Annotated in this window: 14 protein-coding genes; 5 read left to right on the top strand and 9 right to left on the bottom strand. The window is 72.8% G+C overall.

The window, feature by feature from the left end; translation table 11 throughout:
• Window position 1: 1 nt before the first annotated feature.
• Window positions 2-481 (bottom strand): GNAT family N-acetyltransferase, encoded by a 480-nt coding sequence (locus IE195_RS14500; protein WP_191271661.1) that lies wholly within the window; start codon window positions 479-481, stop codon window positions 2-4.
• A 105-nt stretch (window positions 482-586) separates the two neighbouring features.
• Between IE195_RS14500 and IE195_RS14505 the strand changes: the two genes are divergently transcribed.
• Window positions 587-1,075, top strand: coding sequence for a nucleoside deaminase (locus tag IE195_RS14505; protein WP_191271663.1), 489 nt, complete (start codon window positions 587-589; stop codon window positions 1,073-1,075).
• A 56-nt stretch (window positions 1,076-1,131) separates the two neighbouring features.
• Here IE195_RS14505 and IE195_RS14510 read toward each other — a convergent pair whose 3' ends face one another.
• Genes IE195_RS14510 through IE195_RS14525 form a run of 4 tightly spaced genes read right to left on the bottom strand, consistent with a single transcriptional unit; the run spans window position 1,132 to window position 5,367 of the window.
• A complete protein-coding gene (locus IE195_RS14510) occupies window positions 1,132-1,458 on the bottom strand; it encodes a nuclear transport factor 2 family protein (RefSeq protein ID WP_191271665.1) in 327 nt (108 codons plus the stop codon).
• Between the two features lie 59 nt (window positions 1,459-1,517).
• Window positions 1,518-3,773 (bottom strand): xanthine dehydrogenase family protein molybdopterin-binding subunit, encoded by a 2,256-nt coding sequence (locus IE195_RS14515; protein ID WP_191271667.1) that lies wholly within the window; start codon window positions 3,771-3,773, stop codon window positions 1,518-1,520.
• On the bottom strand, window positions 3,770-4,771 hold the full coding sequence (locus IE195_RS14520) for an FAD binding domain-containing protein (protein ID WP_191271669.1): 1,002 nt from the start codon (window positions 4,769-4,771) through the stop codon (window positions 3,770-3,772). Before IE195_RS14520 ends, IE195_RS14515 begins: the two co-directional genes overlap by 4 nt.
• Window positions 4,771-5,367: a (2Fe-2S)-binding protein gene (locus IE195_RS14525; RefSeq protein WP_191271671.1), complete on the bottom strand. Its 597-nt coding sequence runs from the start codon at window positions 5,365-5,367 to the stop codon at window positions 4,771-4,773. Before IE195_RS14525 ends, IE195_RS14520 begins: the two co-directional genes overlap by 1 nt.
• Window positions 5,368-5,666: 299 nt before the next feature.
• On the opposite strand from IE195_RS14525, the gene IE195_RS14530 reads away from it, so the two are divergent.
• Window positions 5,667-6,380, top strand: coding sequence for a potassium channel family protein (locus tag IE195_RS14530; RefSeq protein ID WP_191271673.1), 714 nt, complete (start codon window positions 5,667-5,669; stop codon window positions 6,378-6,380).
• Window positions 6,381-6,484: 104 nt separating this feature from the next.
• On the opposite strand, the gene IE195_RS14535 is transcribed toward IE195_RS14530, so the two are convergent.
• On the bottom strand, window positions 6,485-7,099 hold the full coding sequence (locus tag IE195_RS14535; RefSeq protein ID WP_191271675.1) for an FxsA family protein: 615 nt from the start codon (window positions 7,097-7,099) through the stop codon (window positions 6,485-6,487).
• A gap of 94 nt (window positions 7,100-7,193) precedes the next feature.
• The gene (gene lnt, locus IE195_RS14540) at window positions 7,194-8,849 is read right to left on the bottom strand and encodes an apolipoprotein N-acyltransferase (protein WP_191271677.1); all 1,656 of its coding nucleotides are present in this window, start codon (window positions 8,847-8,849) and stop codon (window positions 7,194-7,196) included.
• Between the two features lie 620 nt (window positions 8,850-9,469).
• Between lnt and IE195_RS14545 the strand changes: the two genes are divergently transcribed.
• Window positions 9,470-10,690, top strand: a complete 1,221-nt coding sequence (locus IE195_RS14545; RefSeq protein WP_191271679.1) for an ABC transporter ATP-binding protein — start codon at window positions 9,470-9,472, stop codon at window positions 10,688-10,690.
• 129 nt (window positions 10,691-10,819) lie between these two features.
• On the opposite strand, the gene IE195_RS14550 is transcribed toward IE195_RS14545, so the two are convergent.
• Entirely contained in the window at window positions 10,820-11,317 is a 498-nt protein-coding gene (locus tag IE195_RS14550) for a TspO/MBR family protein (protein ID WP_191271681.1), read from the bottom strand.
• Between the two features lie 172 nt (window positions 11,318-11,489).
• Here IE195_RS14550 and IE195_RS14555 point away from each other — a divergent pair, with 172 nt between their 5' ends.
• Both IE195_RS14555 and IE195_RS14560 read left to right on the top strand, forming a co-directional pair.
• Window positions 11,490-13,763, top strand: coding sequence for a prolyl oligopeptidase family serine peptidase (locus tag IE195_RS14555; protein ID WP_191271684.1), 2,274 nt, complete (start codon window positions 11,490-11,492; stop codon window positions 13,761-13,763).
• A gap of 288 nt (window positions 13,764-14,051) precedes the next feature.
• Complete coding sequence (locus IE195_RS14560) at window positions 14,052-15,254, top strand: JmjC domain-containing protein (protein ID WP_191271686.1); 1,203 nt, start codon at window positions 14,052-14,054, stop codon at window positions 15,252-15,254.
• A gap of 34 nt (window positions 15,255-15,288) precedes the next feature.
• Here the strand turns inward: IE195_RS14560 and IE195_RS14565 are convergent, their stop codons facing one another.
• Window positions 15,289-16,065 carry a TetR/AcrR family transcriptional regulator gene (locus tag IE195_RS14565; protein ID WP_191272634.1) on the bottom strand — a complete coding sequence of 259 codons (777 nt, stop codon included), beginning with the start codon at window positions 16,063-16,065 and terminating at the stop codon, window positions 15,289-15,291.
• Between the last annotated feature and the right edge of the window lie 133 nt (window positions 16,066-16,198).

A 16,198-nucleotide genomic window follows, 5' to 3' on the forward strand; every position in this document is an offset into this window, starting at 1 on the left:
CTCACAGACTCCGGTAGTAGTGGACCACCGGCGAGGGGACGAAGCCGGCCTTCTCGTAGACGGCGCGCGCCGGGGCGTGGGCCTCGTCGCCGCCGGTCCTGATCACGGCGAGGGTCATGCCCTCCTCCCGGATCCGCTCCACCGCGAACCCGGTGAGCGCCGAACCCACGCCCCGCCCCTGCTGGTCGGGATCGACCCCCAGCATGTGGACCAGGCCGGAGCGCTCCCCCCTGTCGAGCCGTACGGTGACGAACCCGGCGACCCGGTCGGTCACCGCCACCCACACGTCCGCCTCCTCCGCCGCCAGGTCCTCCCGGACGTCGCGGCTGTGCGCCTGTCGCCAGTCCCCGACCACACGCTCGTAGGTCCGTGTCCCGAGGGTCCGTTCCAGCGCGGCGTAACCGGGCTCCCAGGCGCGCAGGGCCAGGGCGACCACGGCCTCACGGTCCTCGGGGGCGTAGCGGCGGATGCTGATGTCCATGGGCGGCAGCCTAGCCAGGCGCGGGCCCGACCAGCCAGGGATTTACCGGGGCGCCGCAGGGGCGCGCGGTACGGTGGCGCCGACCTGGGAAGAAGGAGGACGACCATGGTGGACCAGACCGACCTGCGGCACCTGCGGCGTGCGGTGGACCTGGCTGCGCGGGCACTGGACGAGGGGGACGAGCCCTTCGGATCGGTGCTGGTGGGCTCGGACGGGACGGTGCTGTTCGAGGACCACAACCACGTGGCCGGGGGCGACGCCACCCGGCACCCGGAGTTCGCGATCGCCCGCTGGGCCGCGGAGCGCCTCTCCCCCGCCGAGCGGGCGGCGGCGACCGTGTACACCTCCGGTGAGCACTGCCCGATGTGCTCGGCCGCCCACGCCTGGGTGGGTCTGGGCCGGATCGTGTACGCCGCTTCCTCCGCGCAGTTGGCCTCCTGGCTGGCGGAGTGGGGTGCGGGCCCCGGTCCCGTGCGGGCGCTGCCGATCAACGAGGTCGCCCCCGGCGTCCCGGTGGAGGGCCCGGTGGACTCCTTCGCCGAGGAACTGCGTTCCCTGCACGCCCGCCTGCACGGCCGGGCGTCGGGGCGGTGAACCGGGAACGTGTCGGCCGGGCCGCCCGGTGGTCCCCGGGCGGCCCGTGCCCCGGCTCAGCCCTCGCGGATGGTCATCCGGGCGATCCGGTCCCCCTCGACCGTGAACGCGAACGAGCTGAGCCCGTTGGCGTGGTTGGACCGCCAGTCACCGACCACGGTGACGCCCTCCCCGGTGGGCTGGGCCGACTGCACGTCCAGCACGCCCCGCGCCCCGATGAACTCCTCGTCGCTCCACCGCCTGATGGCGTCGCGCCCCCGGAACTCGCGTCCCCAGTCGTCCACCACCCCGTCCGGGGTGAAGGAGTCCAGGAAGCCCTGCTCGTCGTGGTCGTTGACCCTGTCGATGAACGACGCCACCGGTTCGGGAACACTCACACTCATTCTGTCTCCATTCGGGTACACGGCGCGGTCACGGGCTCCTCAGCCCCTGTACTGACGTCTCAGGCCGGTGCCATGACCGACTCGATCGTGATGGGCAGGTCGCGGAAGCGGCGGCCGGTGGCGTGGAAGAGCGCGTTGGCGATCGCCGCCGCGGCCCCGACCTGGCCGATCTCACCGACGCCCTTGACCCCGAGCGGGTTGACCACCCGGTCCTCGACCTCCAGCATCTCCACCTGGACGTCGGGGGTGTCGGCGTTGACCGGCACCAGGTACTCGCCCAGGCTCGGGTTGGCCCAGCGGCCCTGGTTGGGCTCCATGTGGGTGGCCTCCAGCAGCGCCTGGCCCAGGCCCCACAGCATGCCGCCCATGAGCTGGCTGTGCGCGGTCCTGCGGTTGAGCACGCGGCCCGGGGCGAACACCCCGGTCATCCGGCGCACCCTGACCAGCCCCAGGCCGGGGTCGACGGCGACCTCCGCGAACTGGGCGCCGAACGTGGCCGTGCCGTAGCCGCTGTCCCGGCCCGGCGGCTGCCACGACCCCACCGCCTCGGCGTCGAAGGTCATGTTGCGACCCAGCATCTCCCCGTAGGCCTCTCCGGTGCCCGGGGACCCGCGCAGGGACATCCGCCCGGACCGGACCTCGATCTCGTCCGGGTCCGCGCCGTACAGCGGGGAGCCCTGGTCGGCGAGGGCCTGCGCGACCAGCTGGTCGCGCAGCTTGCGGGCCGCGGTGTGCACCGCGGCGCTGACGGCCCCCGCGCCCGCCGAGCCGACCGCCGCGACCGTGTTGGGCAGCTCGGTGTCCCCGTAGTGCACGGTGACGGCCTCGGACTGCATACCCAGGGCCTCGGCGGCGACCTGGCCCATGACGGTCGCGGCACCGGTGCCGATGTCGGAGCAGCCGGTCTCGACGACCGCGCGGCCGTCGGCGTACACCCTGGCCCGGGCCCGCTGCGGGTTCATGACGGAGTACACCGGATAGACGGCGCTGGCCATGCCGGTGCCCAGGAGCCAGTCGCCCTCGCGCCGGGCGCCCTGGACCGGGCGCGGGTCGCGCGAGTGCCAGCCGAACAGTTCGGCGCCGCGCGCGTAGCACTCCCGCAGCCCCTTGCTCGACCAGGGGTTCCCGGTCTCGGGGTCGGTGTCGGCGTGGTTGCGCAACCGCAGTTCCAGCGGGTCAAGGCCCAGTTCGTGGGCGAGCTCGTCCATGGCCGTCTCGATGACGAACGCTCCGGTGCCCTCTCCGGGGGCGCGCATGAACGTGGGTGTCATGGTGTTGGCCCGGACGAGGTCGTACACGCCCTCGAAGTTGGGGCACGCGTACAGCTGGGCTGCCGGCCCCAGCGAGGGCTCGGCCCAGTCGTCGAAGTGCGACGTGGGCGAGAGCTTGCGGTAGCGGATCGCGGTCAGGGTGCCGTCCGAGCGCGCACCCAGCGTCAGGGTGTGTTCCTGTTCCTCGCGGTGGCCGGTGTTGCTGAACGTCTGGGCCCTGGTCAGGGCGAGGGTGACCGGGGCGCGCACGTGCTGGGCGGCCATCGCCGCCAGGGTGGGGTGCGCCCAGATCATGGCCTTGCCGCCGAAGCTGCCGCCGACGAACTCGGACACCACCCGCACGTTCGAGGGCGGGACGCCCAGCAGTTCGGCGACGGTGAGCCGGGTGGCGGTGGGCCCCTGCGTGGTGTCGTACAGCGTGAGCTTGGAGTCCTCCCACACGGCGGTGGCCGCGGAGGGTTCGATCGCGTTGTGGTGGTTGGCCGCGAACCGGTGGGTGCTCTCCAGCACCGTCTCGGCCTCGGCCAGGCCCGCCTCGACGTCCCCGCGGTCCGTCCGGCCGGGGACGAAGCCCCCGAAGATGTGCTCGGCCTCGTAGGCCCGGTCGCGGCCCTGGTCGACGGTGGTGGTCCAGGGTTCCTCGGCGTAGTCGACCCCGACGAGTTCGGCGGCGTGTTCGGCCCGTTCCAGGGTGTCGGCGACGACCATGGCGACGGGCTGTCCCGCGTAGTGGATCCGCTCGTCCTGCATGGGGAAGAAGCTCTGCCCGTGCGCGGTCGTACCCGCCAGGGACGGGATCAGGCGCGGTTGCGCGGCGACCCTGGGCAGGTTCAGGTGGCTGAGTACCGCCAGGACGCCTTCGGACACCAGGGCCCGTGAGGCGTCGATGCCGGTGATCCGGCCGCTGGGCACCCGCGAGCAGACCAGGACGGCGTGCACGGCCCCGGTCGGGCGGTGCTCCGCGGAGTAGCGTGCCGCGCCGGTGACCTTGGCGTGCGCGTCGGCCCGGGGCACGCCCCGGCCGATCTGGGGTGGGATGCTCATGCCGTCCCTCCTCGGGTCCGGGCCGCGACCTCGGTCAGGGCCCGGACCATGGTGCGCTTGGCGAGTTCGACCTTGAATCCGTTCATGCCCCGCGGCACGGCGTCCGCGAGTTCGGCGTCGGCGGCGCGCGCGAACGCCTCGGGCCCGGCCTCGGATCCGGCCAGGGCCTGTTCGGCGCGCCGGGCCCGCCACGGTTTGGTGGCGACCCCGCCCAGGCCGATCCGGGCCTCGGTGACGGTGCCGCCCTCCGTGCCGAGCGCGACGGCGGCGGAGGCCAGGGCGAACTCGTAGGACTCGCGGTCGCGCACCTTCAGGTAGTGGGAAGTGCGCGCCACGGGCAGCACGGGCAGGTCGATCGCGGTGATGAGTTCACCGTGTCCGATCGGGTGCTCGCGCTCGGGTGCGTCCCCCGGCAGCAGGAAGAAGTCGTCGAAGGCGACCGTGCGCTCCCCTTCGGGGCCGCGCAGCCGGATGACCGCGTCCAGGGCGGTCAGGGCCACGGCCGCGTCGGACGGGTGGGCGGCGATGCAGTGCTCGCTGGTGCCCAGGACCGCGTGGGTGCGGTTGACGCCGTCGAGGGCCGCGCAGCCGCTGCCGGGTTCGCGTTTGTTGCAGGCGCGGTCACCGTCACGGAAGTAGGAGCAGCGCACCCTCTGCATGAGGTTGCCGCCCATGGAGGCCATGTTGCGCAGTTGCGCGGAGGCCCCCTTCTCCAGTGCCTCGGTGACCATCGGGTAGCGCTCGCGGACGACCGGGTGGGCGGCGACGTCGCTCATCCTGGCCAGGCCGCCCAGGCGGGTGCCCCCGTCGGGCAGTTCCTCGATGGCGGCGATGGGCAGGTCGTTGATGTCGACGACGCGGCGCGGGCGGACCACGCCGAGACGGAGCATGTCGACCTCGGTGGTGCCCCCGGCCAGGTACTCGCTGGTGGGGTCGGCGGAGACGTCGGCGACGGCGGACTCCACGTCGGCGGCGCGGGAGTAGGCGAAGGAACGCATCAGCTCTCCCCCTCCTGTTCGGCCCGGCCGCCGGAGTCACGGACCTGACGGATGGCCCGCCGGATGTTGGGGTAGGCGGCGCAGCGGCAGATGTTGCCGCTCATCCACTCGGCGATCTCGGCGTCGTCCCGGTGGTGGCCCTCCTTCATGAGGGCGACGGCCGACATGAGCTGGCCCGGTGTGCAGTAGCCGCACTGGAGGGCGTCGTTGTCGACGAAGGCCTCCTGCATGGGGTGGAGTTCGTCCCCGTCGGCCAGCCCTTCGACCGTGGTGACCTCGCGGCCCTCGCAGGCCACGGCCAGGGTGAGGCAGGCGAGCACGCGGTGGCCGTCCACCCAGACGGTGCAGGCACCGCAGGCTCCCTGGTTGCAGCCCTTCTTGGGGCCGGTGACGTCCAGGCGTTCACGCAGGGCGTCCAGCAGGCTGACCCGGGGTTCCAGGCGGACCCGGTGGACCGTGCCGTTGACCGTGAGGAGGACGTCCGCGGGTTCGGGACCGATCTCCCCCCGGTCGCGTTCGGCCGCGGTGGCCTGCCGCGGGACGGTGTGGCCGGCGAGGCCGGCGAGGCCGGTGCGTCCCTCCTGTGGCGGGGTCATGAGGCCCCCTCACTGTCGGGACGGCGGAAGCGGCGGCTGGGCATGGGATTCCCCCTGTGAAGCGCGGATGCTTTCTCGCGGCCTTCCGCCCGGCGGGTGCGCGGCCGGGACGGGAGGCCGTGGTGGTGCCACTCCTTGGGGATGTTTCCAGCTGAGGGGTCTACCGCGTGCCGATGGAGCTCCAAGGTCGGGCAAACAACTCCCGTAGCTCACGCCTCCGGGACCGCCCCCGGGCTAACCTCCCCGCGACCGGCGGTGTTCGTACGGGGGTGTCGCCGGACGAGGGGAAGGGGGTCGGCGTGCGTGGTCGACCGGGGCTGTCGCGGTCCCTGGCCGAGTTCCTGGCCGCCGCGGTGCTGCTGCACTTCGCGTACCCGCTCACGTTGCACGGGACACTGTGGGCGGTGGTGTACTCGCTGCTGTACCCGGTCGTGGTGTTCCTGGGGGTGCGGGTCGTGCGGCCCGCGGGTTCGCGTCTGCTTCCCGTGGCCGTGCTCTCGGCGGTGTTCCTGACCTTCGGGCTGTGGTCGGCCCTGGACCCCGGGGACTCCCTCCCCCGGCTGGGGCTCTTCACCACCATCGTGCTGTTCCAGGGCTACCTGATGCTGGAGTTGTTGGCGTTCGTCTTCCGGAACCGGTACCGGCGGAACCAGGGACCGCAGCTGATCATGGCGGCGATCTGCGCCTACCTGCTGTTGGGCGGTGTGTTCGCGGCGCTGTTCGGCGTCGTTGAGGTGCTGTGGCCGGGGGCGTTCGAGGACTCCCTCGCCCCGGACGAGCCGGTGGGCTGGCAGGGGCTCACCTACCTGAGTTTCGTCACCCTGGTCACCCTGGGCTACGGCGACCTGGTCCCGGTCACCCCCTGGGCGCGTTCGCTGGCCACCGCCGAGGCGGTGGCGGGCACCCTGTTCCTGGCCACCGTCATCGCGCGCATCGTGGGCGCCTACGTCTCCCCGGCCGGACCGGGAACCTCCGGCCCCTCCGAACCGGATCCGCCCGAGGAGCACGGGTGAGACCACGGGAAGGGGGCCGTACGCGGCAGAGCCCGCCGGGGGTGACCCGCGGCGGGCTCTGCCGGTGCTCCCCCGGACGCGCGAAGGCGCCCGGAGCGGTCAGGTCAGTTCCTGTCGTCCTCGTCGGGCTCGAACCGGCCCTGGATGACGCGCCCCCGGTTGGCGGCGGGGCGGTCCTGCTCGGCCGCGCCCGGGTTCCGGCCGCCGCGGGCGGGGCCGCCCGGGCTGCGGCCGAAGGGGTCCCCGGCCGGGCCGGAGGCCCCCGGTCCGCCGGGGCCGAAGGGGCCCTGGTTCGGGATGGTGGCACCGCGGGCCGCGAACTCCTCGTTGACCCGTTCCTGCATCCTGCGCATCCGGCGGGCCGCCCATCCCGCGAACGCCCAGCGCAGGGCGGGGCGGGTGAACGGGGTGGCCAGCAGCAGGCCGACCGCGGCGGTGAGGAAGCCGGGGACGACCAGCAGGATGCCGCCGGCCATCAGCATCAGCGGGTCGAGCAGGCCCTTGCGGGGCTGCTCGCCGGTGCGCATCGCCTCGTCCGCCTGCTGGACGACCTCGCGGAAGGCCCGGCCGGTGTGCCGGAGCACCGCCACGCCCAGGACCATCAGCGAGACCAGGGCGGCGAGTGTCCATGGAACGCCGATCTGACCGCCGACCCAGATCATCAGTCCCACTTCGGCGAAGGGCAGTGCCATCAACGCCAGCACTGTCAGCAGCGGCATCGTGAACCATCCTCAGAGTCGTGGGCCGAAGGCGGGTGTCCCCTGCTGGGAAGAACGTGTCCGCGGTGTGAATGGTTCCCCCGGGCCGGGAACCTCACGCACTCCGCTTCACGCGTACGCGGCGGCCCGCGATGACCGAGGCGACGACGGCGCCCAGTCCGATCGCGGCGATCAGCGCCTCGGGGACCGCGCCGAGCCGGGTCGCGGCGGTGGGCCCGTCCATGGCGGTGAGTTCGGCCACGTGGATGTCGGGCTCGGCCTCGGGCGACTCGTAGGCGACCGTGCCGTCGGGCTCCACCACGGCGCTGATCCCGCTGGTGGAGACCACCACGGCGGGGCGGCCGTGTTCGACGGCGCGCAGCTGGGTGATGGCCAGCTGCTGGTCGGACTGGCCGGTGAAGTTGTAGTTCGCGTTGTTGGTGGGGATCACGATGATCTGCCCGCCCGCGGCCACGGACTCGCGCACCGGCGGGTCGAAGGCGACGTCGAAGCAGATCCCCACGGCCAGGGTGGTGCCGGCGATGTCGAGGGCGCCGGGCTCGGTGCCGGGGACGGCGTCGGAGCTGACCTGTTCCAGCCGCGAGACGAACCGGGTGAAGAAGTCGCGGTAGGGGATGTACTCGCCGAACGGGACGAGGTAGCGCTTCCGGTACACCTCGCCGGGTCCGGTCTCGGGGTCCCAGACCACGCTCTGCACGTAGCGGGTCCCGTCGTCGTTGAAGCGGCTCATGCCCCACAGGAGGGGGACCCCGATGTCGGCGGCGGCATCGTCGATGGTCTGCTCGGCGACCGGGTCGCGGAAGGGGTCGATGTCGCTGGCGTTCTCCGGGAGCAGCACCATGTCGGGCTCGGGGTACTCTCCCCCGCGTACCGCCTCGGCGAGTTCGTGGACGCCGTCGGCGTGGTTGCGGAGCACCTGCATGCGCTCACCGAGGACCGACATCTCACCGATGTTGGGCACGTTGCCCTGGACCATGCCGACGTTGACGGTCTCCAGGGGCGCCGGGCGTCCGATCGCGGGGGCCAGGAGGCCGCCCAGGAGGACCGCGGCAGCGGCGGCCAGGCCGACGGCGGAGACGAGCATCCGTGGCCTCCCCCGGGCCGGTACGGCGCGCAGGACGGTCCACAGCAGCACGGAGCCGGTGAGGGCGACGGAGAAGGTGACCAGGGGCGAGGATCCGAGGGCGGCGTAACCCGAGAAGGGCGTGTCCGGCTGGGCGTAGGCGAGTTTGCCCCAGGGGAAGCCGCCGAGCGGCCAGCGGGCGCGTACGGCCTCCTGGGCCACCCACAGGGCGGAGGTCCACAGCGGCCAGTGGGGCAGGCGCACGACCAGGGCGATGCCCATGGCCATGGGCAGGAAGTAGACGGTCTCGGCCCCGGCGATGGCCAGCCACACGTCGATACCGAAGATGTCCTGCCAGCGCACCAGGGGCACCATCAGGGTGGCCCCGGACAGGGCCCCGAGCCAGGCGGCACGGCGCGGCCGCGTCCCGCCGACGGCCAGGATCAGGAGCGCGGCGCTGAGCGGGCCGAGCCACCACAGGCCGTACGGCGGGAGCGCGAGGAGTTGGGCCAGGCCCGCTCCGACCGCGGCCAGAGCCCGCCAGAGGAGGTCGAGCCGTCCCCAGCGGTACCCCGGGGCCAGGGGGGACCACACCGTGGTCGGTGCCTCGGAATCCGACGCCGTGGTGTCCGGCGAGGGATCGTCCGGGCTCGGAGCGGACTCCGAACCCTTGTACTCGGCAACCACGTGGGTGCTCGCTTTCCGCTGTCTGATGAGGGACCTGGCGGTCAGCATATTGGGGGGACGCGGAAAAGGCCCGAGCCACCCTTCGGACCGGCTCCGTCCCGTCGGCGGCGAGCTCGGAAGACCGTTGTCTACTGGATGTTCGGGCCTTTTCCGGGTCCAACCCCCCGCCCGGTCGCGGTACTCCGCCCCTCACCCGATCCCAACTGCACCTGGCGCGTGATGCAGCGTCCAATCGGACGAGCGGGGGCCGCACAACCGGTCCGTCCAGTGCTGGACTGGTCGTTAGGTTACCCAGACTCCCCGACCCGTTGCCTCAACCCGGGCGCCGTGTCGTGGCTACCGCGTCAAGCGGGGGGAGGGGAGAAAGTGATGAACCGTCGGACAGGCTAACGCACCTGGGCCCGGCGCGCCAGCTGACCGGGGGTGGTTTGCGCCTGACCGCAATCAGATCGAAATCGAAGACGCTATGGACATTTCGATCATGATCCTGTCTGATGTGATCAACAAACCAGTCCGCTTCGATCAAATTCGACCAGCGGGCCGGGGTGGGGGGTCCTCAGCCACGAGATCCACCCGCCAACGGACACCCCAGAACACCGACCCAACGCGGGAGCACAGCCATGGCGGAGATCGCCCTCCAGAACGTCGACAAGATCTACGGCGGTGACGTCAAAGCCGTCGACGACCTGAACCTGCAGATCAACGACGGCGAGTTCATGGTGCTCGTCGGCCCCTCCGGCTGCGGCAAGTCCACCGCGCTGCGCATGATCGCGGGTCTGGAGGAGATCTCCGCGGGCTCCCTGGTCATCGGCGACGAGGTCGTCAACGACCGGCCGCCGAAGGACCGCGACATCGCGATGGTGTTCCAGAACTACGCGCTCTACCCCCACATGAGCGTCGAGCAGAACCTCGCCTTCGGCCTGAAGCTGCGCAAGGTACCCAAGGCCGAGATCGCCCGCCGCGTCAGCGAGGCCGCGGAGATGCTCGGCCTGGAGCCCTACCTCAAGCGCAAGCCGGGCGCGCTCTCCGGCGGTCAGCGCCAGCGTGTGGCGATGGGCCGCGCCATCGTGCGCGAACCGCAGGCCTTCCTCATGGACGAGCCGCTGTCCAACCTGGACGCCAAGCTGCGCGTGCAGATGCGGGCCTCCCTGAACCAGCTGCACGAGCGCCTCGGCGTCACCACCGTCTACGTCACCCACGACCAGATCGAGGCGATGACCCTCGGCGACCGGGTCGCGGTGCTCCGGGACGGCCGCCTCCAGCAGGTCGACACCCCCAAGCGCCTCTTCGACGCCCCCGTCAACCTCTTCGTGGCCGGGTTCATCGGTTCCCCCGCGATGAACTTCGTCGACGCCGAGCTGGCCCGTGACGGCGAGGGCGCGGTGCTCAAGTTCGCCGACCACGCGCTCCCGGTCCCGGCGAGCCTGCTCAAGGAGCGCCCGCAGCTGAGCGAGTACCTGGACCGCTCCCTCATCCTGGGCATCCGCCCCTCCGACTTCAACGACGCCGAGTTCGACGGCAACACCGGCCCGCGCATCGAGGTCACCGCCAGCGTCACCGAGGAGCTGGGCACCGAGATCAACGTGATCTTCGGCGTCGACGCCCCGCCGGTGCGCCACGAGGACGCGACGGCCCTGGCCAAGGACGCCGCCGGAGAGGGCGAGGAGGCCTCCGACTCCGCCCTGTCGCTGGGCGGCAGCCGTTCGCTGTTCACCGCGCGGGTGAGCCCGCGCAGCAACGTGCGCCCGGGCCGCACGATCAGCCTGGCGGTGGACGTCAGCCAGCTGCACTTCTTCGACCAGGAGAGCGGCCTGGCCATCGGCCACCCCGACAACTCCTGATCCTGCCGACCAGGCCGCGCGGGCGGTGCCCCCATCCTCCGGGGCACCGCCCGCGCCCCCTTTCGGTCGGTCCGGTTCCCGGCCCGCCTCCGGCACCCGCCGCGTCCTGCGCCCTGCGGGCGGGCTCCCTCAGTTGGCGGCCCAGATCGCCGCGTTGAGCGCGGTGGCGAAGGCCACCCACGCCAGGTAGGGGGCGAACAGGAGCGCCGCCGCCCGGCTGTGCCGCAGGGCCAGCAGGAGGGTCGCGGCCACCGCCGCGGTCAGGAGCGCGATGTCGGCCAGCGCCACCCCGTACAGGGCGGCTCCGAAGAACAGCGGTGTCCAGGCGGCGTTCAACACCAGCTGGACCGCGTAGACGGCCAGGAAGGACGCGGCCCCCCGCGTCCCCGCAGCGCGCCACACGAGCCATCCCGCCACGGCCACCAGCACGTACAGGGCGATCCAGACGGGGCTGAACAGCCAGGCGGGCGGCGCCCAGGCGGGGAGTTCGAGGTCGGTGTAGACGCCCGCGGAACCGGCCGCGGCGAGGCCGCCGACCAGCGCGGTGGCCAGTACCGCGGCCGCGAAGCAAACCGCGGCGAGCAGCGACCGGCGCGGTGCGGGGGCGGTTCGTACGGTGCTCTCCATCTGTTCCTCCTCGGACGCGGACTCTTCGGGGACCTACCCGTGATCCGGTCCCGGCCACCCCGGCGGTCCTCCCAGGCCCAGCACACAAACCTTCCCTTTCGGTGACATTTCCTTCGCCCGGGGAGCAGGAATCTCTTCCTTGACCGTCGTGTCGGCGCGCTTGAAACATGTGATGGTGCGCAACCGAGCCCCCGGAGCCGCCCTCGCCCCCGAGCCACTGTCGGTCGTCGACACCCTGCACGGCCGCCCCGTGCCCGACCCCTACCGCTGGTTGGAGACGGCCGACTCCCCCGAGACCCTCCGCTGGTTGGCGGAGCGCGACCGGGAGTACCGCCGCCAGGCGGCCACCTGGCCGCTGAGGGAGCACCTGGCCGAACGCATCCGCACGCTCGTGGACACCGACCTGTGGTCCCCGCCGGTCCACCGGCCCGGGGCCCTGTTCGGCACCGTGCGGCCGGCCGGAAGCGAGCATCCGCGGCTGGTCGTGTGGCCCGACGCCCCTGGCCCAGCCGATCCCCCCGTCTCCGCCGACGCCACCGGTCCCGCGTCCCCCCGCGCACCGCTCGATCCGCCGCCCTCCCCGCGCACCGTCCACGACCCCTGCGCCGAGGACCCCACCGGACGGACCACCCTGGACGCCTGGGAACCCAGCCCCGACGGTCGCCTGGTCGCCCTCCAGACCTCCTCCGGCGGGGTGGAGCGCGGCGAACTGCGTGTGCTCCGCGTGGACACCGGAGCCCCCGTCGGACCGACCGTGACCGGGGTCCGCTACTCGCACGTGGCCTGGCTGCCCGGGCCCGGACGTTCCTTCTACTACGTGCGCCGCGACGGTGCCCGGGGGGTGCGCGGCGTGTGGCTGCGCCGGGTCGCCGACGGTGCCGAGTCCCTCGTGTACTCCTGCGCCGGCGCCGGCACCGTCCCGGGCGTACGGGTGCTGGGTGAGCGGTGGCTGCTGGTCACCGAGAGCCACGGCACCGGGCACCGCACCGACCTGTGGTTGGCCGACCTGACCGCCTCCCCGCCGCAGCGGCCCGAGTTCCGACCGGTCCAGGCGGGCCCCGAGGCCGAGACCGAGGCCCGGCTGGGGCCGGACGGTCTGCTGTACCTGCGCACCACCCTGGACGCGCCGCACCGGCGCATCTGCGCCCTCGACCCGGCCGCGCCCGCGAGCGGCCTCTCCCCCGAGCACTGGCGCGAGGTGGTCGCCGAGGACCCCGGGGCGGTCCTGGACGCCTTCTGCCCGCACGGGGGCGCGGACGGCACCGCGCTGCTGGTGGTCCGCACCCGGTTGGGCACCAGCGAGGCGACCGTGCACGGGACCGCCGCCGGAGCCCGGGGCCGCACGGTGGAACTGCCCGGCGAGGGCATGGTCTCCGGCCCCGTCGCAGCCCCCGACGGCACCCTGTACTTCGGCTACGCGGACGTGGCGACCCAGCAGAGGGTGCTGCGGCTGGCCCCGGGCTCCCACGAGCCCGCCCCCTGGCCCGCCCTCCGGCCGCCGCCTCCGAACACCTCGGACGCACCGGGCGCCTCGGACGCACGGGCGGGCCCGGACGCACGGGGCTCCTCGGGGGAGCAGGAAGCCGCCGGACGCTCCGTGACGGCCGGGGCCCCGCCCTCCCCCGCCGTGGAGCGGACCGTGGTCTGGTGCCGTTCCGAGGACGGCACCCGCGTCCCCGTCACCGTCTTCGACGCCTCGGGGGAGCGCTCCCCGGGACCGACCATCCTGCACGCCTACGGCGGCTTCGGCCGCCCGCGCCAGTTCGGGTTCAGCGCGACCGTCCTCGCCTGGCTGCTGTCGGGCGGCCGGTACGCCGTGGCCCACGTACGCGGGGGCGGAGACGCGGGGCGCCGGTGGCACCTGGAGGGTTCGGGCCGCCACAAACCGCGCGCGGTCCAGGACCTGGTGGCCTCGGCCGACGCCCTGGTGCGCACCGGCCGGTGCACGCGCGACCAGCTCTGCCTGTCCGGCGGTTCGGCCGGCGGGCTGCTCGTACTGGCCGCGGCCACCGCACGCCCGGACCTGTGCGCGGCGGTGATCGCCTCGGCACCGCTCGCGGACATGGCCCGTTTCGAACGCATGGGGCTGGGCCGGATGTGGACCCGGGAGTTCGGCACGGTGTCCGATCCGGACGACTTCGCCGCCCTGATGTCCTACTCCCCCTACCACCGGGCCCTGGACGGCGCCCTGCGCACACCGGGGCTGCGGTACCCCAGCGTCCTGCTCACCGGTTTCGACGGGGACACCCGGACCGACGCCGCCCACCCGCGCAAGATGTGCGCGGCCCTGCTGGCGGCCGCCGGGGACCGCTGGGAGCGCCCCGCCGCCCTGCTGCGCTACGAACGCGATGTCGGGCACGGCCCGCGTTCGGTCAGCAGGGCGGTCGGGCTGGCCGCCGACGCACACGCGTTCGCGGCCCACAGGACGGGGCTGACCGGGCGCTGACGGCGCACGGGACAGCCCTGGTCATGAGGATCAACGGCACACAGAAAGCGAGGTGCGGTATGGACCCCATCGAGGTTGAGGTCGAGGACCTGGCGGAGGTGACCTCCCGCGACATCACCGCGGGCGGCGACAGTGACGGCACCGACTCCAGCTCGGACTTCATCTGATCCGATCCCGCCCGGCCCGGCCACCGCGTCCCGGGCCGGGCGGGCCCCTCCCCCCTCACCGCACGCCCCCGCCCCCTCCCGGAGTCCGCGCGCCCCTCGAACCGTCTTGGAAAGGACAGCCGTGACCGATCCCGGCAGCCTGTTCACCGGAACCCTGTGCGACGTCGTGGGCCGCGACGCACTGACCACCCGACTGTCGGAGGAGTTCGTCTTCGCCGACCTTGGCGCGGAAGCCGTACGCTCGCTCCTGACCTTCGAGGACCTCAACGGTCTACTGGCCGCATGCGCCCCGGAACCGCCCCGGCTGCGGCTGCACCGGGACGGGTCCCCGGTACCGCTGGACCGCTACACCGAGCAGGGCACGGCCTCGCGGACCGCCCGGCGGATCGTGCGCCCGGAGTCGCTGTACCGGGAGCTGCGGGCCGGGGCGAGCCTGGTACTGGACGGTATGGACCGGATGCACCCGCCGGTGGGCGCGGCCGCCGACGACCTCATGCGCCTCACCCGTGAACGCGCGCAGGCCAACCTGTACCTGATCTGGGGCGAGTCCCGGGGGTTCGACACCCACTGGGACGACCACGACACGGTGATCGTCCAGGTGGAGGGGACCAAGCACTGGCAGGTGCACGGACCGGGTTCGCGCCCGCACCCGATGAAGAACGACACCGACCACTCGCACACCCCGCCCCGGGACGCCGACGGCGGGCTGCACACGGTGTGGGAGGGGGTGCTGCGGCCCGGCCAGGTGATCCACGTGCCGCGTGGCTGGTGGCACACGGTGACCGGGACCGGGGAGGTCAGCATGCATCTGACCTTCGGTTTCACCCGGGCGACCGGAATCGACTGGGCGGACGCCCTGGTGCGGAGCCTGTTCGCGGAGGAGTCGTTCCGGCGGGACCTGCCCCGGTTCGCGGCCCCGGAGGAACGCCGCAAGCACCGGCACGAACTGGTGGCCCGGCTGGTGGAACTGGCCGAGGACGCGGACCTGGACGCCTTCCTCGCCGAGCGCGACGCGCGCTTCCCCCGCCGTACGTCGTTCTCCCTCCCCTGGGCGGTGGCGGAGGACGTCCCGCCGGCCGGGGCGCGGGTGGAGTTCGTCCCGATCCTGCCGCCGCCGGTGGAGCGTGAGGGCGAGCGGGTCGCACTCACGGTCTCCGGGAAGCGGTACCGGCTCCCCGCGGTGACCGAACCGGTCCTGGCGGCGATCGCCGAGCACCGGGAGCTGTCGGTGGCGGAGCTGGCCGAGCGGGCGGGCGTGAGGGTCGAGGAGTGCGCCCGGGTGGTGTCCGCGCTGAGCCGCCACCACCTGGTCCTGGTCCGCTGAGCTCTTTCCGGCCCCGGCCGACCGGCCGGGGCGGCTACCGGCGGTTCCCGCCGGTAGCGCGCACATAAGCCTCCACACCGTCGAGGATGCGCTGGACGGGGAAGCGCAGCTCCTCCGACAGAGCGGCGTCCGGAGGCCCCTTCTCGAACGTGCCCGCGTCGATGGTCCTCGTGATCGTCGGGAACTCCTGCGGGTCGAGGACCTGGTGCAGGCTCGCCAACCACTCCCGCTCGGACTCGTCCAAGGGGATACCGCTCTTCTGCGCGGCGAGCTCCCTGTCGTTGTCCATGCGGAGCAGGTCGTGCAGCGTGGTGTCGAGCAGCAACAGGATCTGGAGCGACTCGGCGGGGGTGAGTCCGGAGGAGTTGAGTTCGCGCAGGCCCGCCTCCATCCACCTGAGCCCGTTGGGCCCGGTGGGCGGGCCGGGCTTCGAAATGTAGACGTACCAGGGGTGTTCCCGGTACTGGTCGGCCACCCCCTGACACCACGCCTCGATTCCGGCCCGCCAGTCGCCGTCGGTGCGCGGTCCCGGCGGGCGTTCGGACATGGCGACGTCCCACATGAGGGTGAGCAGGTCGTCCTTGCTGTCCACGTGCCGGTACAGGGACATGGTCGTGTATCCGAGCCGCTTGGCGACGCGCTGCATGGAGACGGCGTCCAACCCCTCGGCGTCGGCCAGCGCGATGGCGGCGTCGACGATCGCCGCACGGCTGAGCTTGGGCTTGGGCCCGCGCTTGGCTCCCTTCCGCAGCCCCCACAGGAGTTCGACCTCGCGGGTGACTCCGGTCGTCGGCTGTTGTTCGCTCGTCATACTCCACCAGTCGTCGGCGTCGCCGTACGCGAACCGCGGCTCCGGTCCGCCTTCTCGGTTGACACCCATCCTAGAACTGTGTATCACTTAAACTTATACGTGTAGACGATACACAGTTTGCGAGGTACGCGAT

Source organism: Nocardiopsis terrae, assembly GCF_014651695.1.
GTDB classification, from domain to species: Bacteria; Actinomycetota; Actinomycetes; order Streptosporangiales; family Streptosporangiaceae; genus Nocardiopsis; species Nocardiopsis terrae.

What these genes read in the sequence shown, in the direction of transcription:
- IE195_RS14520 (WP_191271669.1), bottom strand. Translation starts at nt 4,771, where the DNA reads ATGCGTTCCTTCGCCTACTCCCGCGCCGCCGACGTGGAGTCCGCCGTC.
- IE195_RS14565 (WP_191272634.1), bottom strand. Translation starts at nt 16,065, where the DNA reads ATGACGAGCGAACAACAGCCGACGACCGGAGTCACCCGCGAGGTCGAA.
- IE195_RS14510 (WP_191271665.1), bottom strand. Translation starts at nt 1,458, where the DNA reads ATGAGTGTGAGTGTTCCCGAACCGGTGGCGTCGTTCATCGACAGGGTC.
- IE195_RS14505 (WP_191271663.1), top strand. Translation starts at nt 587, where the DNA reads ATGGTGGACCAGACCGACCTGCGGCACCTGCGGCGTGCGGTGGACCTG.
- IE195_RS14555 (WP_191271684.1), top strand. Translation starts at nt 11,490, where the DNA reads ATGGTGCGCAACCGAGCCCCCGGAGCCGCCCTCGCCCCCGAGCCACTG.
- IE195_RS14545 (WP_191271679.1), top strand. Translation starts at nt 9,470, where the DNA reads ATGGCGGAGATCGCCCTCCAGAACGTCGACAAGATCTACGGCGGTGAC.
- IE195_RS14550 (WP_191271681.1), bottom strand. Translation starts at nt 11,317, where the DNA reads ATGGAGAGCACCGTACGAACCGCCCCCGCACCGCGCCGGTCGCTGCTC.
- IE195_RS14500 (WP_191271661.1), bottom strand. Translation starts at nt 481, where the DNA reads ATGGACATCAGCATCCGCCGCTACGCCCCCGAGGACCGTGAGGCCGTG.
- IE195_RS14515 (WP_191271667.1), bottom strand. Translation starts at nt 3,773, where the DNA reads ATGAGCATCCCACCCCAGATCGGCCGGGGCGTGCCCCGGGCCGACGCG.
- IE195_RS14535 (WP_191271675.1), bottom strand. Translation starts at nt 7,099, where the DNA reads ATGCCGCTGCTGACAGTGCTGGCGTTGATGGCACTGCCCTTCGCCGAA.
- IE195_RS14525 (WP_191271671.1), bottom strand. Translation starts at nt 5,367, where the DNA reads ATGACCCCGCCACAGGAGGGACGCACCGGCCTCGCCGGCCTCGCCGGC.